Genomic DNA, 22,760 nt, shown 5'->3' with positions numbered 1-22,760 from the left:
CTTCGTTCGTCGTTCTGTCGTTGCTACTCCGCAGCCGCGGCCTCGGCCTCCAACAGGGCCTGCGCCTCACTACCGGTCGCGACCCGCGGCCCTTCGACCTTGGCGTCCTCGAGCACGTCATCCCACTGCAGGCCGGCCTCCATCACGAACAGGCCCAAGCTGAGCCGCTCGTCTTCTTCGAAGTCCCAGTCGTCGACCACCGTGCGCACGAGGTTCGCGCTCGGTGGCAGCTGGAGCATCTCGGGCGTGATGCCGGCGTCTCTTCCCGTGGCGGCGTGGTCAGCGCTGATCCCCGCAGAGCGCGTCGGCGTTCGCGTCGCAGCCTGCCATGCGGCCGCAGCGTCCTTGTCGAAGCCCGCTTGCTCCCAACCGATGCTCTCGAGTTCAGCGTATGTGCTCACGCGCCTGCCGGTGCGCCCCGCGTCGGCAGCGACCTGACGCTCGTCGATCACATAGTCGGTCAGGAGGCTCCCCAGCGTGATCCGGTCCTCGGGAAGTCCCCAAGAGCGGTCCTCGACTTCGTCTTGGTGGAGCAGCTCGAGCGTCGGCGCGAGCGCGAGGTGCTCCGGCAATGCACCCGCAGCCTGCAATCGTTTCACCTGCTGCGGGGTTACCTCCGGGCACGCGCTCGACCATGCCTCCTGTGCGACCAGATCGAAGCCCTCTTCCTGCCAGCGTTTGCGCTCGCGCGCTGCCTTCGCCGGGTCGACGAACGCGGCCCGAATCGGTTCGGGCAGCTGCGCCATCGCCTCGTCGTCGCCGGCGAGCGCCTGCACGAGCAGCGCGAGGCCCTGATGCTCCGCGCTCAGCGAAGCACGCCCCAGCCGCTCCGCAGCCGCCTGGATCGTCCTGCTCGGCAACGCCTTGACCTTGGCGCCGAGCTCGGGCAGCGGTCCGCCCGCGAGGTAGGCATCGATCGCCGCGCACCGTGCCGCCCCCGACTTGTACGCAACGGTTGCCTTCGCCGCGTCGAGCTGCTGCTTCTTCGAGGTGATGCCGGCGAGCTTGTACGCCACGGCCGCCGGCATCTTCCCTTCGGAGACCTCGTCACGCAGGGAGGGCGCGAGCTTGTTCAAGCTGTGAAGGTTCGTGATCGTGCGAAGGCTCTTGCCGAGCCGCTCGGGCAGTTCGTTCAACTGGTAGCCGGCGGCGAGCAGCTGCTCGACACCGTCCGCCTCGCGGATGATGTCCTCGCTGAGTCGCATCTGGTTGGCCACCACGGCCGCTGCCGTCCTCGCCTTGCCCTCCAGGCGCACCATCGCGTGGACGGCTCGAATCAGGAATGGCGGGGTGACCTGCTTTCGGCGCTCATCGCTCGTGAACCGGACCGCATCGTACCATCGCGTGAGCAGAAGCCGGTTCGCGAGGCGTGTCGCCTGTGTGCGGCGGCTGCCGCTGCCCGAGTACAGGCGCGTGATGCCGTCGTCGTCCTCATGCGGCGTGACCTGCATGACCTCGACCACTTCACCAAGGGCCATGATTGACTCGGCCATACCGCGGTCCGGCGGCAACTTCGCCCGTCGGTCGAACATCGGATGCTTGGGGTCGGTTGCAAGGTCGATGTGATGCGGGCTGACCTGGATCACGGAACGGTCCGTCAACTTCCGGAAGTCGGCCGAGACGCCGGCTCGCTCGAAGAGGGCCGCCCGCTCCGCCGCCCAGCCTTGCCAGTCCGTCGGGCACTTGAGCTGTGCCTGCTCGTGGATCCGCTCCAGCACCGACGTGCCCTCCCGCGCCACCAGGACGAGCACGTGCGCGACGGGCGGGGCGTCCTCCCACCGCGGGACGGTCCGCGGCTTGGAAGACCGCTGCCACTCCAGGTCACGGACCACCAGGTCGCACGCCGCCGCTGCCGCGTAGGCCCAAGCCCGGTCGCCAGGTTGCTCGGCAGGCTCTTGTTGCTTGGCTTTGCCGCCCGCCTTGGCGCCGCGCGTCTTGTCGGCGCTCTTCGCAACGGGTGCCGCTGGCCGCCTCGCCGCGTTCGTGGGTGCCTTCTTCGCCGTCCTCGTCGTCTTCTCGGCCTTCATCGATTGCCCTCCGAGCACGTCATCGATGCTCATCTGTCGTCGTCGGTTGCTCATGTGAAGCCTCGTCGTGTTGCGGCCGCACGAGCTGCGCGAGGCGCTGCTCGATGAGCCTGGTTTCGTCGTCCGTGAGGTCGCCGCGAGCCAGCAGCGACCGGAACAGCACCACCGCCTGGGCGCGGTCGCGACTCGCGACCTCGTCGAGCGCCTGAATCTGCTGCGCGCGCCTGCGATGCTCAGCGGCTCGCGCGAGCAACTCTTGCTCCTCCTCGCGTTCGGCCTGGTCGACGTCCGAGTGACGCCGAGAGGCCGGCTTGTCGCATGGAGCGACAGACGCAAGCGCCGCCTTCAGCTCGTCGAGTCGTAGTGACCGGTTCTCAGCCGCCGTGCGGGCGACGAGCTCGGCAACGACGCGACGCGACTCGGCGGGGGCGAACAGCAACGCGCGGAAGTGCGGCAGTTGCAACCCCGGGTTGTCCCGTTCGAACGCGTTCGGCTCTCGTGGGTGTTCGACGCGGTCAAGCAGCGCCGCCACTTCCCGCGCCTCATCGTCGCTCGAGGGCTTGTCGGGGGCGGCACCTGGCGATTGGCGCGACCCCGACTTGGCCGAACGAAGCGCCACCAGCTGCGCGTGATGGTTGCACCACCGCGTCCACCGTTCGCCGACGAACATCTCTGGCCCGTAGAACTCGAGCGCCTGCGGCTTCGCCTCGCAGATCGCCGGCGCGGCCGCCAGCACCGCCTCGAGTCGGTCGCGCGGCTCGCCGTCTTCGAGCAGCGCGACGAGGTGGCGCAGCCCGCGACGAGTGGCTGGGATCGCCGCGGCGCCAACGGGCGGCGCTGCCGCCGAGACGATCTCTCCGGCGACGGAAAAAAAATCAGGGGTGGCGTCGCATGCGGGTGCGCGCGCGTGGGACCCACACTCGGGACCTAATTGGGACCCAATTGGGACCCTTAAAGGATGCGGCGGATCGTTGTCCGGGATCTGCCGGATCGTCGTCCGCAAGATCCCGGATCGTTGTCCGGGATCTGCGGATCGTGGTCCGGGATCTGCTCCGGATGGTTGTCCGGGATCTGCTCCCAACTCGCGCTTGACAGCGGGCGGGAAAGGGTACTTGGCAGCCAAAAACGCGTCGCGGTGTTCCTTGTCCAACAGGGCGAGCTGGTGTTGTCCGACGCGCTGCACCCAGCCCGCTTCGACCAGGTCCCGATCGAGAGCGCGACGGAGCGTCTCAAGCTCGAAGCCGAGGAGCGTGGCGGTGTCGCGGTTGAGGCGTGCAAGCGCGACTCGTGGCGCTCGTCTTACCGGCTGGCCGCGGGTCTTGCGGTACGCCTTGACGACCTCGACGTCGTCGACGAGCGTCCACAGCCAAACGAGCAGCAACCGAGCGGTGCTGCTGAGCTTCCTTCCCTCGCGGTTTGTGGCGCCGAACAGCGCCCAGTCGGCTTCAGCCACGACCAACCTCCTTGCGCGGCCAGAACTCGCGCGGCAGCGGCTCAACCTCGTGCTCGTCCCCCGGGCGGACCGTCCAGCCCAGCCACGCGGAGGGAAGCGGAGGGAGCAAGCGACGCTGCCACACCGGCGTCGGACGGCCCTGCCGGCCAGCCCGAAAGAGCATGAAAATATGGCCAACGAAGTCGCCGCCGAGCGGCCGGCCTGTGCGCCCCGTACCTCGCTTCAGGCGCAGCCGCCCTGGAATGGACCACTCGTCCAGGGGCGGCGTGCGCCGGAGCTGCTCGTCGTCGTCCTCGCTACCGCCGAAGGTCGAGCGCAGGAGCAGAAGCACGTGGCCGCGTGGGCTGACCTCTTCGAGGCTTAGGGCGAGCGTGTCCCTGGCCCGCGTGTAGGGCGGATTGGAGACGATCAGATCGGGCCGCCAGCGCCTCAGCTCACGGCGCGCATCTTGGGCGAAATAGTTGCCGACGTGGAAGCCAGCGTCGTAGTGCCTGGCGGCGAAGTGCTCGGCGCTCCGGATCTCGAAGCCAAAGCGACCAGCCGCTGGCCATACGTGCTTTGCACGCTGGCCGAACACTCCGGCACCCGTACCGAGATCTGCGATGCGCTGAGCCTCGATCCCGTAGAGCTCGCGCGCGCCGAGCAGCCCCTGCTCGGCGACAGGTCCAGAGGTCAGGTACACCTCCCACTGCCGGCACTCTTTAGGATCAGACGCGCGAGGGTCCGGCCCGTTTCCGTGAGGCGGACAGGCGCGTCCTGCTCGATGAGGCCCCGCGCTTTGAGGCCCCGCAGGAGACGGCCGATTGGCCAGTACTCCCGGCGATAAAGTTTCACGAGCGCGCAGCGCTGGCGCCACGTCAGATCGTCCACGACGCATCACCGCTCCCGGCGCTCCCTCGCGCCGACGACCTGCTTTGCGAGGTCGGTAGAAAGAAGTCCAAGGAGCGGGTCTCTCCCCGCCGTCACGCCAGCGGCCCCCCACGGGCTGGGCGGCGTTCCCCAAGCCGCTCACCGACGCGCCTCCGGAGGCTGCAGGTTGCCGGTCGGCAACGGTTGCGCGTCCGCTGCCAGGCCAGCGCTGCCAGGCCAGCGCTCGTGGGCCCAGGCGAGGGCGAGGTCATCAGAGCCAGCGGGACGATCGAGCGAAGCGGCGAGCTCGTCACCTTGCCAGGTCGCGACGCGCAGCCACGCGTCGAGGCGGGGCTCATCCTCAAGGCCATCGCTCGCGACGTAGAGTCGTAGCGTGGGGCCTTCAGCCTCGAGCACCGGCTGGAGGCCGGCGGCGACTTCATCGGGATCACCGCGGCGGCACAGGAGTGCGACGCTGGTCCTCAGTCGCGCCCTGCGCTCGCGGCCGTGCGCGTGCCACTGAGCCCCGTAGCACGCCACGGTGGCGATCGTCGCCGGCGAGGCGAAGCCGTGAGCGAGACTTCCGGTGGCACCCCACGCGCCGTCACCAACGCTCCAGATGGACGTCCAACTGGGCGTGCTGACGGCCAGCATGAGGGTGCAGTGGAGAAGACCTGCAGCGCCCTCGCCAAGCATCACCCAGAGCGGCAACAGGTGTCGCACCAGGATACCGGCCACGTGATGCCGAGCATCGCCGGGGCCCATTCCGCGAGCAGCGGCGTCGGCCGCAGCCCGAGCAGCCAGCTCCACGACGAGCCCAGCCCCGACCTCGGTTCGGCTCACTGCGCCGTCGACGACACCAGCACCGTCGGCCACGGCCAGCACAACCGCGCTCGGCAGACGGAGCGCGAGCGCGTGATCCTGGCCGCCTTGTCGGCGTCGCAGATGTCGCTCACCGGCGTCGACCAGGGAGCCGACCAGAAACGCACGCTCCATGTTCAGTGCCCATGACGAGGGCGGCGGAGCATGGGGCGCGCGCGGAGGGGTGCGCCGCAGGTCCGAGGACAGCATGGGATCAACCATGGAGGCCCTCCTCCTGCGGCGGGACTTTTGGACGTCGAGTCTCGAGCGTGTTGCCGAGCTGCCACACCTGCGCCTTCAGCTCATGGAGCGTTGCCTCTCTCGCTCGGACGCCAAGCTCCAGCTGCTCAAGACGCCGACGGAGCTGAGGGCGCTCAGCACGGATGCGCTCGAGTGCCGAGCCCAGCGCGCCGTCGATCTCATGCAACTGTTGCAGCTCCAGCTCGGTCGCTGCCAGCTCGACGAGCGCGAGCTCGCAGGTCATTCGATCGACCCTCGCCCGTTCGAGCGACTGCTCGCACTCCTCGACACGACGACGGGAGTTGATGAGGGCGACCTCGAGGTCAGCGATGACGAGTGTTGGAAGGCTCATCCCAGCCCTCCGATCCGCGCCATGACCTCGCCAGCCTTGCGCTGCACCTCGACTTCGAGCGGGGAGACGAGGGCATGGTCGTAGTGCCGTCTGACCACCCCCTCCGTGTTGCCGAGAACGACGGCGGCTTCTTTAGTCGTGAAGCCCTCTTCGATGAGGTGCGAGGCCACGTTGTGGCGCAGCCCGTACAAGGGCACCTCCGGCACCTCAGCGATCGTCAGCACCTCGTGCCACGTGTGCCAGAGCGTGGTGAGTGGCGTACCTACGCCGCTCGGAAACACCAGCTGACTGAGTCCCCCGACCTGCTCGTGTTGCTGCAGGAGGATGTTCGCCACCGGCTCGGGGACAGCGATCGAGCGGATGCCCCGCTTGACCGCGATCCGGCGGGCGATGGGCTTGGGGCCGTCGAGACCGACGAGCTGTTCCCACCGGAGCAGCCTCAGCTCTCGTGGCCGGCGTCCCCAAAGGAACATCACCCGGATGAGCTGCGTGGCCGAGGTACGCGCGCCCTGTCGGAGCGGCGAGCGGTACTTGCGGCGCAGACGGCGGCGCTCGACTACGTCAACCGCCGCCAGGATCCGACGGCATTCCTCCAGCTCGAAGCGCAGCTCCCGCGGCTTCATCCCATTCCGCGGAACGACGGAGACGGGATTGCTCTTGGGGGGGCGCCAGTCCTGTAGCTCGGCGAAGTCGCAGACCTGTTTCAACAGGTCGCGGCACAGATCGGCTGTTCGTCGAGTGGGGCGACGCGTGCGCGCCCCGACAGTCTCACTGAGACGCGCGTGCCAAGAGTTGGCCTCGCTGCTCCGCAACTCGTGGATGGGACGCGCGCCCAATTCCTCCAAGCGGGAGCGCAGATCCGCGTAGCGGCGCACCGTCTCATACGCCAAGTCGCCGTGCTTGACCCGCCTCCAGCACTCTTGCAGGTAGGCAAGCCACGCCTCTCCGAGCGTTGGCTCCGAAGGGCAGCACCACGCGAGGGTGCGGCTGTCGAGGGGTGAAGGGAGAAGAGGATAGACGGAGTCGTTCGCAGACACGCCGCCCTCTTCGCTGGCACGCGATGGAGTGAGGAAATTCTGCGCAAGCATTATGCGAGCTCCCCTTCGTCCAACTGCGGTTGGGCCAACTGCGGTTGGGGTACGCGGTCACGAAAGCGAACCTCGCAACCGTTGCCCGCGAGCGCGAGCATGTCGGGCTCGACCTCGTCGAGAAGCCGCACAGCGAGGTCCGGGTCATCGACCGGAAACCCATTGCACAAGGCACACGTCAATCGGTCCGCCGTCACGCGCCATGGCGCACCTGCGCACCTGGGGCAGAGCGCTAGCGGGTGCGCCGAGAGGAAATCCGGGCCAGGGCGCACGACGAAATCGAACCTGGTCCGCGGCAGCGCCGCGAACCTCTGCAGGCTCTCAACATGGGAGAGCAGTCGCGAGCTCGTCAGCTTCTCTGCAACCGCAAGGTCCGCGACATCACCGAACGCAAGCTGCGCCTGCGCGACCGCTGCCAGCTCGACGCCGCACCACGGGCCCAGAAACAGGCCGCGTGCACAACGGGGAACGCGACCATCACCAGGTGCGCCATGGTCGGCCCCGGGCCAGGCGCAGCAGGTGGGGCACTCGCCGAAAACGTCTGTCGCGGCGCGGTAGACCTCCAGCGCGTGGACAGGATCCTGCGGACCCTTACGGCCAAGGCCGAGGCGTACGAGCATGCGCACCGGCCCGAGCGGGCCGCGACGTTCGGAATGCGCGACTCGGGGGCTGAATTTGAGCAGCGCCTCTGCGGCGCTCGCGAACATCGCGGCCGTGCGCGCGCTCTGGAAGAGGACGGCATCACTAGCTTGCATCGCTCGCACCTCCCTCCGACTCGCGAGCAACCGTTGCGTTCGGCCTCGGGCGGGTGTGGCGAAGCAGGCAGGTCTGGCAGCGCCACACCTGATGCGTCTCTTGGGTTTCCTCGAGCAGGCACGGCCCAGGGCACTGACGGTCGCCCTGGCAGGACTCGCAAAGCTCCCAGGAGCTGATCAGGGGTTCGCGGCGCAGGCGTCGGGCCGTGTCACGCGCCCCACCCGGCTGGCGATCGAGGTCGGCCGCAGCGACCTTCGCGCGATTTCGGCAGCATGCGGAGCAGAGGCCGCATCCCTGGAGCGGCGGGCAGTCGATGAACCCGTGTCGGGCCCCGAGGTAGCAAGTCAGCGACCACAATGAGGCGGCGAGCGAGCGAAGCTGGGGCCCCGCGGCAGTCGTGCTGGCGACCAGCGCTCGGAAGAACCCGTCAGCGTGTCGCCATCCCTGGCCAGCGCTCGAAGCCTCCAGCGCAGCAGCCCACTCTCTCAGGCGCTCCCACTGTTCGAGACGGGCAGTTCGGAGGGGGGAAATGGGGCGGCTCATTGCTCCCCCTCCCCCCGAACGGTGGTGAACTCACATGCCAGTGGCCGTTCGTTGGCGGCATAGCCGACGGCGAAGCAGATCTCCGGCGGCAGAGCCCGCAGCTCCAGGCTGGCGGCCTGCTCCCGAGCGGCCATCACGACCGCACGGCAGAAATCCTGGTGCATGGCCGGCGCAAGGCGCGGAGGGCCGAAAGAGGTCTGGAGGTGGCCTACTTGGCCAGGGATGAGGTTTGAGGTATCTCCGCAAGGTGAAACCTTGCCCGTTCTGTGGGGAGCAGATCCAGGAAGTCGCCGTCAAGTGCCGATACTGCGGTGAATGGTTGGATCCGTCGCGGCGACCCGAGTCCGCGGCCGCCGCCGCGCCGGTCTCGTCCGCGAGCGCGGGGTTCGCCAGCCTGTCCTCCTCGCGCGGCGAGGGCGAGCGCCCGCTCGGCGACTTCGGCCAGCTTTCGCAGCCTGCGCCCCCGTCTGGCCTATCGCACATGTTCCAGGGGACAGCCCCCGCGGCGCCCGTCAGCGAGCCGCCGCCGGCCAGCCTGGCGACCGACAGCGTGTTCTCGACGACCCTGCGCGGCGGCATCCCGCCGCTGTCCGTCGAGCCGCGCGCCGGCACGGTCGCCCAGCCCGAGCCCGAGCGCCGGCCCGACTTCGGCGCCGCGCCGGCGCGCCCCGGCGAGTTCGCGCCGCTGGGCGGCGATCTCGACCTCGACGTGTTGCCCGCGCTCTCGTCGGTGCACGCCGCGCCGCCGCAGCCGCTGCTGCCGCCCCCGCCGCCGCCGCCGCAGCCGATCGCCTCCGCGCCGATCCCCGCGCCGCCGAGCGAGCCGCCGCCGTCGTTCCAGGCCCGGCCCGCCGACGAATTCATGCAGGCGTTCCTCGGCGCCGCCGAGCCGATGAGCGACAGCGGCGGCGACGACGACCTGTTCGCCACGCCGGCCCCGCCCCCGCCCCCGCCGTGGCCGCTGATCGGAGCCGCCGCCGCGGTGGTCGTCGCGATCGCCCTCTACGCGATGCGCGGCCCGCTGTTCGGCGGCGACGAAGCCCCGACCGATCCGGCGGCCGCCGACACCAAGCAAGAGCCGCCGCCCGAGGCCAAGGCCCCCGAGGTCAAGGCCGAGCCGCCGCCCGAGACCAAGCTCGCCGAGGCGCCCAAGCCCCCGCCGCCCGCGCCGACCGACGCCGCGTTCACCGAGCGGCTCACCAAGGCCAAGGACGCCTACAAGGACGGCAAGCTCAAGGTCGCCTCGGCGGCGCTCACCGAGCTGTCGCAGCAGGCGCCCGACCACCCCGAGGTCCTGCTGCTGACGGCCCAGGTCCAGCTCGAGCAGGGCAAGATCACCGAGTCGCGGATCACCGCCGACCGGTGCGTCGCCGTCGACCCCAACCTCGCCGACTGCTGGCTCACCCTCGGCGTGCTGCGCCAGAACGGCAAGGACGACGCCGGCGCCGTGGTCGCCTACGAGACCTACCTGAAGCTGGCCCCGACCGGCCGCTACGCCCGCGACGCCAGCTCCCAGCTCGCCCGCCTGCGCCGCAGCGCCGGCTGAGGCTGGCTGAACGAGCATGTTTCGAACGGCATGCTCGATAGGGCCTGTCGCTTCGAGCATGCCCGTAAGGACATGCCTGTGAGAACCTGCTTTTTCGGGCAGCTCGATTCGCGCGACGACCCGCGCGTCCCCCGCCCTCAGTGCCGCTCGCAGGCGGCGAACAGCGCCTCGGTGTCGGCCCGCCGCGCGTCGCCCTCCGGCACCGCCGAGCGCCCGCTCGCCAGCAGCGCGCACACGCGGGCCCGCTCGGCCGCGCGGCTCGCCAGCAGCGTCGCCAGCGCCAACGAGGCCTGTCCCCGCTCGAGCTCCGAGCCGCGCTGGCTGACCCGCACCCGCTCGAACCAGCGGATCGCCTCGTCGCGCTCGCCGAGCGCGGCCGACAGCTCGCCGGCCTTGAGCGCCGCGCGCGAGGCCTTGGCCGGGTCGCTCTCGAGCGAGCCCTCGTACAGCTCGGCGGCGCGGCCGTAGTAGTCGCGCGCCTCGGCGGTGCGGCCGGCGGCCGCGGCGATGTCGGCGAGGCCGACCAGCGCGTCGCCGACCGGCTCGCGCCGGAGCCCGTCGCGCTCGGCGATCGCCAGCGCCCGGGTGAGGTACGGCTGGGCCTCGGCGTGCATGCCGACGCGCACGTAGGCGACGCCGAGGCCGGCCAGCGGATCGAGCAAGAACTGGTGCTCCGCGCCGAGCGACGGCTCCATCAGCGCGATGGCCTCGCGGTAGCTCGGGATGGCCTCGGCGTAGGCGCCACGGCGGATCGCCACGTCGCCGAAGCCGACCCGCGGATGAGCGCCCAGCGGGTGGTCGGCGCCGAACACGGTGGCGAACAGCTCGAGCGCGCGCTCGAACTGCGCCCGGGCCTCGTCGAGCCGCCCGTGGTTGACGTACATGATCCCGAGGTTGTGGTGGACGATCGCCGCCAGCGGGTCGGCCTCGCCGCGCACGCGCAGCGCCTCGATGGCCTGCTCGTAGTGGGCCCGCGCCTGCTCGACGCTGCCCTCGCGGTCGTCGAGGAGCGTGCCGATGTTGTTGTGCAGCAGCGCGACCAGCCGGGCGTCGCCGCGGGCGCGGGTGACCAGCGCCTCGGCGTACATCACCGACGCCAGCCCCTCGCTGCGCCGGCTCTCGTCGCTGCCGACGACGTACATGTGGATCACCGCCGCCTCGGCCGCGACCGCGTACTGATCGTTGGCGATCCCGAGCCGCACCGCCTCGGCCAGGGCCGCCTCGGCCTCGGCGCCCGGGGTGGCCGCCATCCGGAGCCGCCCGTCGCTGAGCGCCGCCTCGGCCGCGAGCGGCGCGTAGCCGAGCCGCGCCGCCTCCTTGCGCACGTCGGCCGCGATCCGCAGGCCCTCCTCGTAGCGCCCGGTCTGCTCGAGCACGTCGGCGCGGGCCAGCTGGGCCCGCAGCGCCTCGATCTCGCGCACCACCGTCGGATCGTCGGGCAGGACCACCGCCAGCAGCGCGTTGGCGTCGGCGCACGCGGCCAGCCCGGGCAGCGCGGCGGTCGCCTGGACCGCGTTCTCGACGACCGACAGATCGGGCGCGGTGAACACCTGCGTCAGCGCCGACAGGTGGGCCAGCCGCTGGTCGAGGCAGGCGTTGCGCAGGTCGGTCAGGCGATCGGTCTGCAGCCCCGCCGCGTGCTCCTCGCACACCGCCTTCCGCTGGTCGCGCCAGGCCTCGGCGTAGTCGTCGAGCCGCGCGATCACGCGGTCGCCGACGTCGCGCGCGAACCCCAGGCCGGTGGCCTTGAAGGCCCGGCGCACCTCGGCGCGCCGCGGCTCGCCCCACACCGCGTCGAGCCGCTCGCCCGCGGCCTCGCAGCGCGGCGAGTCGGTCGCGCGCACGGTCGCGGTCGCGTAGCCGGCGACGCCGACGACCACCAGGGCCACGCTGACCGCGAGCACGCGCAGCGGCACCGCCCACGGATCGTGCTCGAGCGCCGCGAGCATGTCGGCCATGCTCGGCCAGCGCGCCTCCGGCGACGGCGACAGCGCCCGCTCGAGGATGCGAAAGAACCGCCGCGGCACCTTCGAGTCGGACGGCGGCGGCGGCACCACCCCGAGCTCGATCGCCTCGCGCAGCAGGATCGCGGTCGCCCCGGCGAACGGCCGCCGGCCGTACAGCGCCTCGTAGAGCGTCACTGCGAAGCTGAACTGGTCCGCCCGCGGCCCCGCCGGCTCGCCGCGCCACTGCTCGGGCGGCATGTAGCGGGGCGTGCCGAGCACCGCGTGGTCGTCCTCGCCGATGTCGGCCTGCGCCAGCCCGAAGTCGACCACGCGCGCCAGCCCCGAGCCGTCGACCACCACGTTGTCGGGCTTGAAGTCGTGGTGCACCACGCCGGCGTCGTGGGCCGCCTGCAGGCCGCGGCCGGCCTGGATCAGCACCGCCAGCCGCTGGCGCCACGGCCGCGGCTCGGCGCGCATCCAGCTCCGCAGCGTCGCGCCGCTGAGGAACTCCATCACGAGGTAGACCTGGCCGCGGTAGTTGCCCACCTCGTACACGCGCACCACGTGCGGGTGCTCGACCTTGGCCAGCGCCTGCGCCTCGCGCAGCAGCGCCGCCTCGCGGCCGTGGCCCTCGCTGTCGGGCAGCACCAGCTTGATCGCCACCTTGCGATCGAGGTCGTTGTCGTAGGCCGCGTACACCACCCCCATCCCGCCGACCCCGAGCTGCGACAGCACGCGGTAGCGACCGATGCTCTGCGGGACCTCGACGGGCTCGGGCGACGCGCGCGGCGAAGCAGGGGCCTTGTCCCCCGGGACCGTGTCCTCCACGTCGCCGGCGCTCACCTCCGGCGATCATAACCCCACCGCGCCCGACGCACGCTCAACCGGCGGCGCAGGACCGGTGCGCCAGCTTGCTCGTTTCTGCGCGCAGCGGATCGGCCTCCTCGAGGCCTGCGGCAGCCCCCTGTGCCAATTCGCAGACGCGTGCGCTCACCGCCCCGCCGCGCCCGGCCAGCACCGCAGCGAGCTGAGCCGCTGCGCGCGCCCGCAGCCCGGCCGCCGCCTCGCCCTGCTTCGCCAGCACGCGCTCGAACCACCGGCTCGCCGCCTCGCGATCGCCGCGCTGGAGCGCCAGCTCGCCGGCCCGCAGCGCCGCCCGGACCGCCTTCTCGTCGTCGGTTCCGAGCGCGTCATAGACCGTCGACGCCCGCTCGTACAGCAGCTGCGCCTGCTCCGCCGCGTTCGCCGCCGCGGAGACGTCCGCCAGCCCCGCGAGCGCCTCGGCGAGGAACTTGTCGTGCACGTCGGCCCGCTCCGCGATCTGCACCGCCCGCGCGTAGTACTTCGCCGCCTCCTCGGAGCGCCCCGCCTGCGCGTGCGCGTGCCCGAGGCCGACCAGCGGGTACATCAAGTAGCGGTGCTCCGGCCCGTGCGCGCCCTCGAGGAGGGCCAGCGCGCGCAGGTAGCTCGGCATCGCCTCGAAGTGACGCCCGCGCCCGAGGTCGACGTCGCCGAGGCCGATCAGCGGGTGCGCCACCAGCGGGTGCCCGTCGCCGACGATCGCCACGAAGCGATCGCGCGCGCGGACGAATTGGTCGCGCGCCGGCTCGAGGCGGCCGCGGTCGAGGAACATCTGCCCGAGGTTGTGATGCACGATCGCCTCGAGCGGATCGGGCTCGGCCAGCCCGCGCAGCCCGGCGATCGCCGCCTCGTAGCTGGCGCGCGCGGCCTCGACGTCGCCGAGCAGGTCGTGCATCGCCCCGGTGTTGTTGTGGAGCAGCGGGCCGAGCAGCCCCGCGCCGCGCGCCCGTTCGACCAGCGCCTCGGCGAACGGCGCCGCCGCCAGCGCCTCGCGCGGGCGCTCGAGGTCGTTGCCGAGCACGAAGATCCGCATGATCGCCGCCTCGGCCGCCGTCGCGTGCAGGTCGTGAGCGATGCCCAGCTTGAGCGCCTGGCGCAGCGCCGCCTCGGCCTCCGCCGCGCGCACCGACGCCATCAACACCCGCCCCTCGCCGAGCGCCGCCTGGGCCTCGAGCGGCGGGTAGCCGAGGCTCGCCGCCTCCGCCCGCAGCTGCTTCGCCAGCGCCAGCCCCTGCTCGTACTGCCCCGTGCGCTCGAGGATGTCGACGCGCCCGAGCTCGCGCCCGACCACCTCGACGCGCTCGGCCACCGCCGGGTCGTCGGGCGGCACCGTCGCCACCAGATCGCTCGAGTCGGCGCACGCGCCGAGGCTCGGCAGCGAGGCCGCCGCCTGCACCGCGTTCTCGACCACCGCCCGGTCGGCGGCGATGAACACGTCGACCAGCGTCGCCAGGTGGGCCTTGCGCCGCTCGAGGCAGGCCACCCGCAGATCGATCAAGCGATCGGTCTGGACCCCGGCCGCGTGATCCTGGCAGGCCGCCTGGCGCTCGCCGAGCCACGCCTTTGCATAGGCATCGATGCGCCCCTGGACGCGCTGGGCGGTGTCTGTCGCAAAGGGCAGGTGGGTCGCCTCGAACGCGCGGGTCATCGCCGCCGCGCGCGTCTGGTCCCACACGCCCGCGAGCTTGTCGGCGTCGAACTGACAGCGCTGCCCGCCCTCGACCTGCGACACCGCCACCGCGTAGCTCGCCAGCGACGCCGCGCCGATGAGGCCCGCCATCGCCGCCACGCGCACGCGCACCTTCCACGGGTCGTGCTCGAGCGCCGCGATCATCGCCGCCAGGCTCGGCCAGCGGTCGTTCGGCTCGAGCGCCAGCCCGCGCGCGATCACCTTGAACAGCCGGCGCGGCACCGGCGACTCGAGCGGCGGCGACGGGATGATGCCGTCCTGGACCTGCAGGCGGATCGCCGCCCACGAGTCGCCGGCGAACGGTCGCACCCCGTAGAGCGCCTCGTAGAGGGTGATGCTGAAGCTGAACTGGTCCGACGTCGGGCCCGCGGGGCGCCCGAAGTGCTGCTCGGGCGACATGTACGCCGGCGTCCCGAGCACGTTGCCCATCTGCGTCAGGCGGACCGACCAGTGCAGCAGGTTCGAGCGATCGAGCGGCTCGGTGCCCGGCGCGGTCGAGCGCGACGGCTCGCCCGGGGCCGTGGCCGCCAGCTCGTGGTCGAGCGACGCCGCGCGCGTCGACCGTTCGGCCTGTTCCTCGGCGCTCCCCTCCGCCTGCACGAGCCCGAAGTCGAGGACCCGCGCGCGCCCGGCCGCGTCGACCAGCACGTTGTCGGGCTTGAAGTCGCGGTGGACCAGCCCCGCCGCGTGGGCCGCCGCCAGCCCGCGACCCGCGTCGCACAGCGTGCGGAGGATCCGCTGCCACGGCCGCGGCGCGCTGCGCAGCCACTCCGAGAGCGTCTCGCCCTCGACGTACTCCATCGCCATGTAGATGCCGCCGTCGTGGTCGCCGACCTGGTAGACCTGCACGACGTGGGGGTTCGACAGGCGGGCCATCGCCTGCGCCTCGCGGATCATCCGCTCGCGCACCGCCGGGTTGCCCAGCAGCTGCCTGCGGACCAGCTTGAGCGCCACCTTGCGCTCGAGCTTGCGGTCGTAGCCGACGAACACCACGCCCATGGCCCCCTCGCCGAGCTTGCGCTCCACGATGAAGGGGCCGATCGACGCGGGGTCTGGGCTCGCCTCGCTCATCCGACCATCTAGGGACCTACCACGATCTTGCCGCTCTGGATAAGACCGCCCGACGCGAAGTCGCCGCCGCACGCGGGGATGTTGCAGCCGAGCTGCTGCGCGCCGAGTCGCATGTTGGCGCTGTTCAGGCACACCGCGCCGTCGGGGCCCCACTCGGCCTCGACCACGAATTGCCGGTCCGGATCGATGGTCTGCACCCCGACCTGATCGAGCACGTGGACCAGAGTTCCGTGCGCCGTGTGCGACACGCCGTCGCCGCAGTAGTCGGCGCGGACCAGGCGCGTGCACGCCTGATGGTGGTCGCGCAGCTCCGGGTCCCACGGCTTGTAGCCCCACTCGACGCACTTCGCCAGCGCCGCGTCGCGACAGGCGAACGTCAACCCGTCAGCGGTCGGGATCAGGCGATCGCCGGTGGACGCGTCCCACACATCTGCCAGCAAGATCGCCTGCGTCGGCTCGCCGGCGTTGTCGACGCACAGCGGCTCCCACTCCTTCTGGTCGACCCTCAGCGCGAGGTCGTAGAGCAGCACGTCCGAGCCGGGCGACAGCGGCTCGACGTCGAGGATCTTGATCGTCTTCTTGCGCGCCGTCCCGTCCTCCAGGAGATCGAACTTGATCCTGGTCGAGTCGAGCTGCGTGCCCGAGAACACCTCGTCGGTCGTCGTCTTGACGTGTAGGTTGCTGCCCACGAGCCAGCTCGTGGCGACGTCGTACGTCTCCTTGCGCAGCTTGATCCGCTCGATCTCGATGTAGTCCGCCGAGCCGTCGGGCCCGTTCAGCCGCGTCCCGTTCAGCCGCGTCCCGTTCAGCCGCGTCCCGTTCAGCCGCGTCCCGTTCAGCCGCGTCCCGTTGACCTGCGTCTCGCGCACGCTCACCGCCTCGTCGCTGCAGACGCACTCGCCCGCCTCCGGCGCGTCGCAGCCCGCGCCGATCATGCTCGCCGCCACACCGGTCAGCCACGTCCATCGTTTCGACATCGACACCTCCCGCATCGGCATCACGGCACTATAGCAGCGTGCTCTGCGTTACGCCGCGAACAGGCCGTGCGAGCGCATGTGTGGCGTTATCGTGATCCGCCGTGCAAGCCGCGACAGCCGCCCGCGGTGAATTCCTCGCAGAACGCAGAAGGCCAAGCTGGAGCCTGACATTGCATGTCAGAGCGACCCTGAAGGCTCCGCGCTCACGCCTCGCTCGCGACCTCGGCTTCCATCCCTTCGAGTTCGGCCTGCGCGACCTCCCAGCGGGCGGTGAGCTCCTCAAGCGCAGTCGCGTCGCGGCGGTAACCGTCGAGCAATTCGTTGCGGCGGTCGTTGTCGGCGTAGGTCGCCGGATCTGCGAGCAGGGCGCTGCGACGGCGCTGTTCGGCCTCCAGCGCCGCGATCTCCGCTTCCATCGCCGCGACGCGCTTGCGGAGGGGCCCGAGCACGCGGTTGCGTTCGCTGCGGCGCTCGGCCTCGCGCCGCCTGGCCTCGCGCCCCGGCTTCGGCGGTTCGGCCCTGTCCGCCGGGACCTTGTCGTTGCGACCTGGCGGTTCGTTCCTGCTCTTTTGGACATGCTCCGAAAGACGGGCGGGTCCCGCGACCCGGCCCGGCGGCACCGGCGGCGGCTCGCCCTCGCGGCGGCGCCGGCTCGAGTCCATGTACTCGTCGAGCGTCCCCGGGTAGGTCTCGACCTTGCCGCCCTCGACGTCCCAGATCCGGGTCGCCAGCGCGCGCACGAAGCTGCGGTTGTGGCTGACGAACAGCAGCGTGCCGTCGTAGGTCTTGAGCGACTCGGCCAGGCTCTCGCTCGACTCGAGGTCGAGGTGGTTGGTCGGCTCGTCCATCAGCAGCAGGTTGCCCGGCTTCAGCAGCAGCTTGGCCAGCGCGACGCGGGCCCGCTCGCCGCCGGACAGCACGCGGATCGGCTTCTCCACGTCGTCGCCGCTGAACAGGAAGGCCCCGAGGATCGTGCGCACGCGCGTCTGCCCGGCGCTGGGGTCGACCGCCGCGACCTCCTCGAACACCGTGCGTTCGCTGCGGAGCGCGTCGGCGTGGTGCTGCGCGTAGTAGCCGACCTTGATCTTGTTGCCGAACGTGATGCTGCCGCCGTCGGCCTGCAGCTCGCCGGCGATCGTGCGCAGCAGCGTGGTCTTGCCGGCCCCGTTGACGCCGATGATGCCGATCTTCTCGCCGCGGCGGACGCTGAGGTCGACCCCGTCGAGCACCACGCGCGGCCCGTAGGCCTTGCGCAGCCCCTCGACGCGCAGGCTCTCGTTGCCGGTGCGCTCGCACGGCGGGAAGCCGAACGACATCACCTGGCGGCGCTCGAACAGCCGGACCTCCTCCATCTTCTCGAGCATCTTGATCCGGCTCTGCACCGCCGCCGCCTTGTTGGCCTGGGCCCGGAAGCGCTCGATGAACTGCTCGGTCTTCTCGCGCTCGCGGGCCAGGTTCTTGGCCTTGTTCTCGAGCACCACCTCTTCCTCGGCGCGCTGGCGCTTGTAGCCCTCGTAGTCGCCGCTGAACTGGCGGATCCCCTCCGGCTCGAAGCTGACCACGCGATCGATCTGCTCGTTGAGGAACTCGCGGTCGTGCGACACCAGCACGAACGCCCGCCGGTAGCGCTTGAGGTAGGCCGCGAACCACGCCACCGACGGCAGGTCGAGGTGGTTGGTCGGCTCGTCGAGCAGCAGCAGATCGGGCTGCTGGAACAGCAGCGACGCGAGCACCGCCCGCATCTTCCACCCGCCGCTGAACTCGTCGAGGTCGCGCTTCGCGTCCTCCGGCTGGAAGCCGAGGCCGGCGAGGATCCGCAGCGCCTCGTGCTCGGTGTACTGGGTGTCGAAGTCGGCGGCCCGCGTGTGCGCGTCGGCCAGCCGCTCGGCCGCCGTCATCATCGCCTCCTCGTCGCCGCTCTGCTCGGCCGCCGCCATCTCGCGCTCGGCCTCGGCCAGCCGACGCTCGAGCTCGCTGCGCCCCGGCACGCTGCCGACCACGAAGCTCGTCAACGTCTGGCCGCCGCCGAGCTTGAGGTCCTGCGACAGGTAGCCGACCCGCACCCCGCGCGCGAAGCGGATCGTGCCGCGGTCGGTGCCCTGCTCGCCCGCCAGCATGCGCAGCAGCGTCGACTTGCCGGACCCGTTGGGGCCGATGAGGCCGATCCGGTCCTCGCGCCCGATCCGCAGGTTCAGAGCCTCGACGATGGTCTTCTTGCCGAAGCCCAGCGACACGTTCTCGAACACGACGATGCTCACGGCCGCGGGTTATCGCCGAACTGCAGGGGCGTGCACGCGGCCGCCGTGCGCGTACACTCACGCCATGACGACCCTCGACCCGGACACCCTCGAGCGGCTCAGGCGCCAGGTCCCGCTGCGGCTCGACCGGCGCGGAGAATTCTTCTTCGAGGACGACCCCGTCACCCACCCGAACGTCCGCGCGCTGTTCCTCCGCGGCCTCGATTGCACCCCTGCCGGCGAGCCCAGCCTGCGGGTCGGCGAGCAGTGGTGCTACCTCCAGGTCGAGGACTGCCTGCTGCGCGTCCACCGGGTCCTGCGCGGAGACGACGGCGCGCCCCGGCTCCACCTCGACGACGGCCGCGACCTCCCGCTCGACCCCGCCACGCTGTGGGAGGAGCCCGGCCAGGGCCTGCGTTGCAGCGTGCCCTCCCAGCACAGCGGCCGCCCCCTCAGCGTCCGCTTCACCAACACCGCCCTCGCCGACCTCGCCCCCTGGCTCGACGACGGCGACCCCGTCGTCCTGCGCCTCGGCGACCGCCGCCTGCCGGTGCCCACGCGCCCGCCCGCGGCGTGATGCGGGCCCACGGGCCCGCACGCCCCTGGCCGCGCGCCTTCAGGTCCTGAGCGACATCCGACCCACGCCTCACCCCGCTCGCGCCCCCTCGCGCGACGCGGGCTCGATTCGAAGCCCGGCGGCGCCCGAGCCGTCCCGCGCCTGTGCGAGTCCACGCCCGACCGCGTCTCGGCCTTCCCTGGAGCGCAGCCGGGCCCTTGCCACCCCTCGCGTCGGGCGGGTCACCGCCGCTCCTGCGGGTGGCATGACCCTTCGGACCTGTCCCTTCGCGCCTGCCCGAAAAAACCTGCTCAATCGGACATGTTCGCGCCGCCAGGCGACTCCTCGTCGTCCTGCTTGATCTTCTTGGTCGCCTCTTCGTAGGCCTCCGCCTCCTCCTGGGCCTTCTTCTGCGACGCCAGGATGAAGTCGGGCTCGCCGAGGATCTTCTGCTTCGCCTTGAACTGGTAGGCGTAGAACATCTCGACGTTGTCGTAGATGGCGCCGCACATCTGGTCGCGGGCCTCGCCGACCAGCGGCTCCTTCGTGGCGGGGTCGATCAGGCGGGTGGCCAGCCAGGCGTCGACGGCCGCGCAGTAGTCGGCGTCGCCGCCCGCGCACACCCCCTGGCTCAGGCGCTCGCACGGGCTGGCGCAGCCGCCGAGGCCGACCGCGAGCAGGAGCGACATGGCCCCGAGGACAGGGCGCGACAACGAGCGAACGACAGAAGAAGCGAAGGACATGGCGCGGATGCCGAGGACGCTAGTTTACCGATCCGGGCCGGTCAAGCGCAACGCTGGCGGGCCCGTCCGCTCGCGCCGCTCAGTAGCGCGGCACCCCGGAGTCGACCTCGCGCGACCAGGCGTCGATCCCGCCGCGCAGGTTGTAGACCTCGCGGAAGCCCTGGTTGACGAAAAACTCCGCGGCCGCCTGCGAGCGCACGCCGTGGTGGCAGTGGAACGCCAGCGGCGTCCCGCGATCGAGCTCCAGGATCTCCGCGCGCACCGCCTCGTCGAGCAGGCGCGCCCCGGCGATCGCGGCGATGGCCTGCTCCTGCGGCGTGCGCACGTCGAACAGCCGCACCGCCCCTTGCGCGAGCTTGCCCTGCAGCTCGCGCGCCGTGATCGGGCGGACCTGCGCCGGCGCGTTGGGGTTGTCGATGGCGAACCCGGCTTCGCCGTCGCGCTCGATGAAGTCGATGCGCAGGCCCTCGGCCCGGGCGGCGCTCATGCGGTCGAACAGGAGCGTGATGCCCTCCACCGTGACCTCGAGGTCGCCGGCCTCGCGGCCCTCGACCGCCAGGTCGTGCTCGAAGCGCGGGCTGATGCGCACGCGGATGGCCTCGCCGGGACCCGCCTCGGCGGTGACGTCGCGGAACACGGCCGCCGCCCGCGGGCTGACCTGCACCTCCGGCGGCTTCACCTCCGGCGCCCCGAGCAGCGTCGCCAGCTCGCCGGACGCGTGCATCTCGCGGACGATGTCGGCGCCGCCGACGAACTCGCCGCGCACGTAGAGCTGCGGGATCGTCGGCCAGGCCGAGAACTCCTTGATCCCCTCGCGCAGCTCCGGATCGGCCAGCACGTCGACGCTGGTCCAGCGCGGCACCAGCGAGTCCAGCACCTCGACCACGCCGGCCGAGAAGCCGCACGCCGGGCGGAACCGGGTGCCCTTCATGAACAGCACCACCGCGTCGGCAGCGATGAGCCCCTGGATCCTGTCTCGCAGCGCCTCGGTCAGCGACATCCCGGCAGTGTACTACCGCCCGCCGAACTCGCCTCCCGCCCACGCGCGTGCGGCTTCTCAGGCGCCCTGCCCCCGGCGCCGGCTTGCACCTGCTATCGTGGAACCCGCATGTCGCGTCGTGCGTCGCTCCTCGCCCTGGTCGTCGCTCCCTGCATCAGCACCGCCTGCAACAGCGACGACCTGCTCGGCGGGCTCGACCAGCCCGACACGACCAGCACCGGCACCGGCACCACGACCACCACCGGTGAGCCGCCGACCACCGGCGAGCTCACGACCACGACGACCACCACCAGCGGCGGCGACACCACCACCGGCGCGAGCAGCACCACCCTCGCGCCGGAGCCGCCGCCGACCTGCGACGAGCTGCTCGACTGCGTCCTCCCGTGCGCCCTCGGCTTCGACCTCGAGTGCGCCCAGATGTGCGCCGACGGCCTGTCGGCGGAAGAGGCCGGCAAGGCCTTCGACCTGGCCCTGTGCGTCGGCATGGCCTGCTTCGAGAGCGAGGCCTGCACCACCGAGACGCTGATGGACCCGGTGTGCCTGGCGTGCATCGGCTTCCTCCTCATGGACGACAACCCCGCCGGCTGCGAGGCCGAGGCCGAGGCCTGCGCCGGGCCGCCGCGCGAATGAGAATTCTTGCGCAGGCGACCGGAAGCGGCGCCGGGCCGGCCCACGGCGCCCGAACGCGCGGGCCCGGGGCCGCTTGTCGGCGGGCGTGCGCGCGGCGTATAGATCGCCCCGTGTCGACCTCCGAGGCGATCACCAACGGCGTGCGCGTGCGCGTCGCGTCGCAGTACCTCCCCGAACACTCGCACGCCAACCAGAGCGAGCGGCAGTGGTTCTTCGCCTACACCGTGAAGATCTCCAACGAGGGCATCGACACGGTGCAGCTCGTCAGTCGTCACTGGGTCATCACCGACGCCAACGGCCGCACCGAGGAGGTCCGCGGCGCCGGCGTCGTCGGGGCCCAGCCGGTGCTCGCGCCCGGCGAGTCGTTCGAGTACACCTCGGGCTGCCCGCTGAAGACCGCCTACGGCACCATGCGCGGCACCTACCAGATGGTGACCGACGACGGTCAGCAGTTCGACGCCGAGATCGCGCCGTTCGCCCTCAACATCCCCTACGCGGTGAACTGAGATGACACGCCCGTCGCTGCTCCTCGCCTCGCTCGCGCTCCTCGGCTGCAGCACCGGCGACGACCCGGGCGACAGCGGCAGCAACAGCAACAGCGGCCTCACCACGGCCTCCGTGGGCACCGATCCGTCGACCACCGACGTCTCGACCACCACCGGCACCTCGACCGATCCGGCGCCGACCACCAGCGACGGCACCACGACCGGCGACGACCCGACCACCACCTCGACGACCACCACCGGCAGCACCACCGACGAGACGACCGGCACGACCGGCCCGATCTGCGACCCCGGTCAGGTCAATTGCGTGTGCGACGGTGACGCCTGCGCCGACGGCCTCGAGTGCGTCGACGGCATGTGCGTGCCGGTCCTCGTCTGCGACGGCGACCTCGGCGAGCCCGACGACACCGAGCCGAACGCCCAGGACCTCGGCGAGATCAACGACGACGACGACAACACCGTCATGGCCGACGGCGTGCTCAGCGGCGCCGGCGACGTCGACTGGTACACCTACCACGGCCTCGACGAATTCGGTCACGTCGCCGAGCCGACCGTCAAGGTCACCTCGTCCACGACCGTGCGCGTGTGTCAGTTCATCGAGTGCGACCAGGGCGGCGCCGTCGGCACCGAAATCACCTGCCCCGAGGGCACGCAGACGGCCCTGTCCGGGGCCCTGCGGCCCGGCTGCTGCGGCGGCGCCACCTTCACCGTGGCCGACTTCAACTGCTCCGGCAGCTCCGACGACATCCAGGTCTACGTCCGCCTCGACAAGCCGAGCCAGGACGAGTGCGTCGAGTACAGCCTCGTCTCGCACAACTGATGCGGGCGGCC

The 22,760-nt window shown here is 71.4% G+C and carries 19 protein-coding genes; 5 read left to right on the top strand and 14 right to left on the bottom strand.

All coding sequences use genetic code 11. The features are described 5' to 3' along the window. Window positions 1-23 precede the first annotated feature (23 nt). The 8 genes from NAEX_RS44395 to NAEX_RS51715 all read right to left on the bottom strand — a co-directional run bounded on the left by NAEX_RS44395 (window position 24) and on the right by NAEX_RS51715 (window position 8,333). Window positions 24-2,081 (bottom strand): ParB/RepB/Spo0J family partition protein, encoded by a 2,058-nt coding sequence (locus NAEX_RS44395; RefSeq protein WP_143825761.1) that lies wholly within the window; start codon window positions 2,079-2,081, stop codon window positions 24-26. After that, window positions 2,047-3,480 carry a hypothetical protein gene (locus NAEX_RS49160; RefSeq protein WP_143825760.1) on the bottom strand — a complete coding sequence of 478 codons (1,434 nt, stop codon included), beginning with the start codon at window positions 3,478-3,480 and terminating at the stop codon, window positions 2,047-2,049. Before NAEX_RS49160 ends, NAEX_RS44395 begins: the two co-directional genes overlap by 35 nt. After that, entirely contained in the window at window positions 3,473-4,162 is a 690-nt protein-coding gene (locus tag NAEX_RS44385) for a methyltransferase (protein WP_096333986.1), read from the bottom strand. Before NAEX_RS44385 ends, NAEX_RS49160 begins: the two co-directional genes overlap by 8 nt. 326 nt (window positions 4,163-4,488) lie before the next feature. Beyond that, complete coding sequence (locus NAEX_RS44380; RefSeq protein WP_096333985.1) at window positions 4,489-5,412, bottom strand: protein phosphatase 2C domain-containing protein; 924 nt, start codon at window positions 5,410-5,412, stop codon at window positions 4,489-4,491. Beyond that, window positions 5,405-5,782, bottom strand: coding sequence for a hypothetical protein (locus NAEX_RS44375; protein WP_096333984.1), 378 nt, complete (start codon window positions 5,780-5,782; stop codon window positions 5,405-5,407). The genes NAEX_RS44380 and NAEX_RS44375 overlap by 8 nt, the downstream gene beginning before the upstream one ends. Beyond that, window positions 5,779-6,870 carry a site-specific integrase gene (locus NAEX_RS44370; protein ID WP_096333983.1) on the bottom strand — a complete coding sequence of 364 codons (1,092 nt, stop codon included), beginning with the start codon at window positions 6,868-6,870 and terminating at the stop codon, window positions 5,779-5,781. The genes NAEX_RS44375 and NAEX_RS44370 overlap by 4 nt, the downstream gene beginning before the upstream one ends. Beyond that, window positions 6,870-7,625, bottom strand: a complete 756-nt coding sequence (locus NAEX_RS44365) for a hypothetical protein (protein ID WP_096333982.1) — start codon at window positions 7,623-7,625, stop codon at window positions 6,870-6,872. Before NAEX_RS44365 ends, NAEX_RS44370 begins: the two co-directional genes overlap by 1 nt. A 540-nt stretch (window positions 7,626-8,165) precedes the next feature. Then, complete coding sequence (locus NAEX_RS51715; protein WP_170136558.1) at window positions 8,166-8,333, bottom strand: hypothetical protein; 168 nt, start codon at window positions 8,331-8,333, stop codon at window positions 8,166-8,168. 317 nt (window positions 8,334-8,650) lie between these two features. Here NAEX_RS51715 and NAEX_RS44360 point away from each other — a divergent pair, with 317 nt between their 5' ends. Then, window positions 8,651-9,715, top strand: a complete 1,065-nt coding sequence (locus NAEX_RS44360; RefSeq protein WP_143825758.1) for a tetratricopeptide repeat protein — start codon at window positions 8,651-8,653, stop codon at window positions 9,713-9,715. A 137-nt stretch (window positions 9,716-9,852) separates the two neighbouring features. Here the strand turns inward: NAEX_RS44360 and NAEX_RS44355 are convergent, their stop codons facing one another. The 4 genes from NAEX_RS44355 to NAEX_RS44340 form a co-directional block, all read right to left on the bottom strand. Continuing rightward, the gene (locus NAEX_RS44355; protein WP_096333980.1) at window positions 9,853-12,504 is read right to left on the bottom strand and encodes a protein kinase domain-containing protein; all 2,652 of its coding nucleotides are present in this window, start codon (window positions 12,502-12,504) and stop codon (window positions 9,853-9,855) included. 37 nt (window positions 12,505-12,541) lie between these two features. Next, entirely contained in the window at window positions 12,542-15,283 is a 2,742-nt protein-coding gene (locus NAEX_RS44350; RefSeq protein WP_096333979.1) for a serine/threonine-protein kinase, read from the bottom strand. 8 nt (window positions 15,284-15,291) lie between these two features. Beyond that, a complete protein-coding gene (locus NAEX_RS52585) occupies window positions 15,292-16,281 on the bottom strand; it encodes an ADYC domain-containing protein (protein ID WP_096333978.1) in 990 nt (329 codons plus the stop codon). A gap of 182 nt (window positions 16,282-16,463) precedes the next feature. Then, entirely contained in the window at window positions 16,464-18,518 is a 2,055-nt protein-coding gene (locus tag NAEX_RS44340) for an ABC-F family ATP-binding cassette domain-containing protein (protein WP_096333977.1), read from the bottom strand. A 64-nt stretch (window positions 18,519-18,582) separates the two neighbouring features. Here NAEX_RS44340 and NAEX_RS44335 point away from each other — a divergent pair, with 64 nt between their 5' ends. Next, window positions 18,583-19,074: a hypothetical protein gene (locus NAEX_RS44335; RefSeq protein WP_096333976.1), complete on the top strand. Its 492-nt coding sequence runs from the start codon at window positions 18,583-18,585 to the stop codon at window positions 19,072-19,074. Window positions 19,075-19,364: 290 nt separating this feature from the next. On the opposite strand, the gene NAEX_RS44330 is transcribed toward NAEX_RS44335, so the two are convergent. Beyond that, on the bottom strand, window positions 19,365-19,742 hold the full coding sequence (locus tag NAEX_RS44330) for a hypothetical protein (RefSeq protein ID WP_096333975.1): 378 nt from the start codon (window positions 19,740-19,742) through the stop codon (window positions 19,365-19,367). Window positions 19,743-19,875: 133 nt separating this feature from the next. Further along, a complete protein-coding gene (gene grxD, locus NAEX_RS54180; RefSeq protein ID WP_096333974.1) occupies window positions 19,876-20,796 on the bottom strand; it encodes a Grx4 family monothiol glutaredoxin in 921 nt (306 codons plus the stop codon). 108 nt (window positions 20,797-20,904) lie between these two features. Here grxD and NAEX_RS44320 point away from each other — a divergent pair, with 108 nt between their 5' ends. From NAEX_RS44320 to NAEX_RS44310, 3 genes are all read left to right on the top strand, one after another. Continuing rightward, window positions 20,905-21,426, top strand: a complete 522-nt coding sequence (locus NAEX_RS44320) for a hypothetical protein (protein ID WP_096333973.1) — start codon at window positions 20,905-20,907, stop codon at window positions 21,424-21,426. 110 nt (window positions 21,427-21,536) lie between these two features. After that, complete coding sequence (apaG, locus tag NAEX_RS44315) at window positions 21,537-21,932, top strand: Co2+/Mg2+ efflux protein ApaG (RefSeq protein ID WP_245914005.1); 396 nt, start codon at window positions 21,537-21,539, stop codon at window positions 21,930-21,932. Between the two features lies 1 nt (window position 21,933). Further along, window positions 21,934-22,749, top strand: coding sequence for a hypothetical protein (locus NAEX_RS44310; RefSeq protein WP_096333971.1), 816 nt, complete (start codon window positions 21,934-21,936; stop codon window positions 22,747-22,749). Window positions 22,750-22,760 lie beyond the last annotated feature (11 nt).

This window comes from Nannocystis exedens, from assembly GCF_002343915.1.
GTDB classification, from domain to species: domain Bacteria; phylum Myxococcota_A; class Polyangia; order Nannocystales; family Nannocystaceae; genus Nannocystis; species Nannocystis exedens.
This window is presented reverse-complemented; position numbering and strand designations above follow the sequence as displayed.

Excerpts from the sequence above, each read along its gene's own strand:
- NAEX_RS44395 (WP_143825761.1), bottom strand. The coding sequence starts at position 2,081 with ATGAGCAACCGACGACGACAGATGAGCATCGATGACGTGCTCGGAGGG.
- NAEX_RS44380 (WP_096333985.1), bottom strand. The coding sequence starts at position 5,412 with ATGGTTGATCCCATGCTGTCCTCGGACCTGCGGCGCACCCCTCCGCGC.
- NAEX_RS44375 (WP_096333984.1), bottom strand. The coding sequence starts at position 5,782 with ATGAGCCTTCCAACACTCGTCATCGCTGACCTCGAGGTCGCCCTCATC.
- NAEX_RS44370 (WP_096333983.1), bottom strand. The coding sequence starts at position 6,870 with ATGCTTGCGCAGAATTTCCTCACTCCATCGCGTGCCAGCGAAGAGGGC.
- NAEX_RS44365 (WP_096333982.1), bottom strand. The coding sequence starts at position 7,625 with ATGCAAGCTAGTGATGCCGTCCTCTTCCAGAGCGCGCGCACGGCCGCG.
- NAEX_RS51715 (WP_170136558.1), bottom strand. The coding sequence starts at position 8,333 with ATGCACCAGGATTTCTGCCGTGCGGTCGTGATGGCCGCTCGGGAGCAG.
- NAEX_RS44360 (WP_143825758.1), top strand. The coding sequence starts at position 8,651 with ATGTTCCAGGGGACAGCCCCCGCGGCGCCCGTCAGCGAGCCGCCGCCG.
- NAEX_RS44350 (WP_096333979.1), bottom strand. The coding sequence starts at position 15,283 with ATGAGCGAGGCGAGCCCAGACCCCGCGTCGATCGGCCCCTTCATCGTG.
- NAEX_RS52585 (WP_096333978.1), bottom strand. The coding sequence starts at position 16,281 with ATGCCGATGCGGGAGGTGTCGATGTCGAAACGATGGACGTGGCTGACC.
- NAEX_RS44335 (WP_096333976.1), top strand. The coding sequence starts at position 18,583 with ATGACGACCCTCGACCCGGACACCCTCGAGCGGCTCAGGCGCCAGGTC.
- NAEX_RS44330 (WP_096333975.1), bottom strand. The coding sequence starts at position 19,742 with ATGTCGCTCCTGCTCGCGGTCGGCCTCGGCGGCTGCGCCAGCCCGTGC.
- grxD (WP_096333974.1), bottom strand. The coding sequence starts at position 20,796 with ATGTCGCTGACCGAGGCGCTGCGAGACAGGATCCAGGGGCTCATCGCT.
- NAEX_RS44320 (WP_096333973.1), top strand. The coding sequence starts at position 20,905 with ATGTCGCGTCGTGCGTCGCTCCTCGCCCTGGTCGTCGCTCCCTGCATC.
- NAEX_RS44310 (WP_096333971.1), top strand. The coding sequence starts at position 21,934 with ATGACACGCCCGTCGCTGCTCCTCGCCTCGCTCGCGCTCCTCGGCTGC.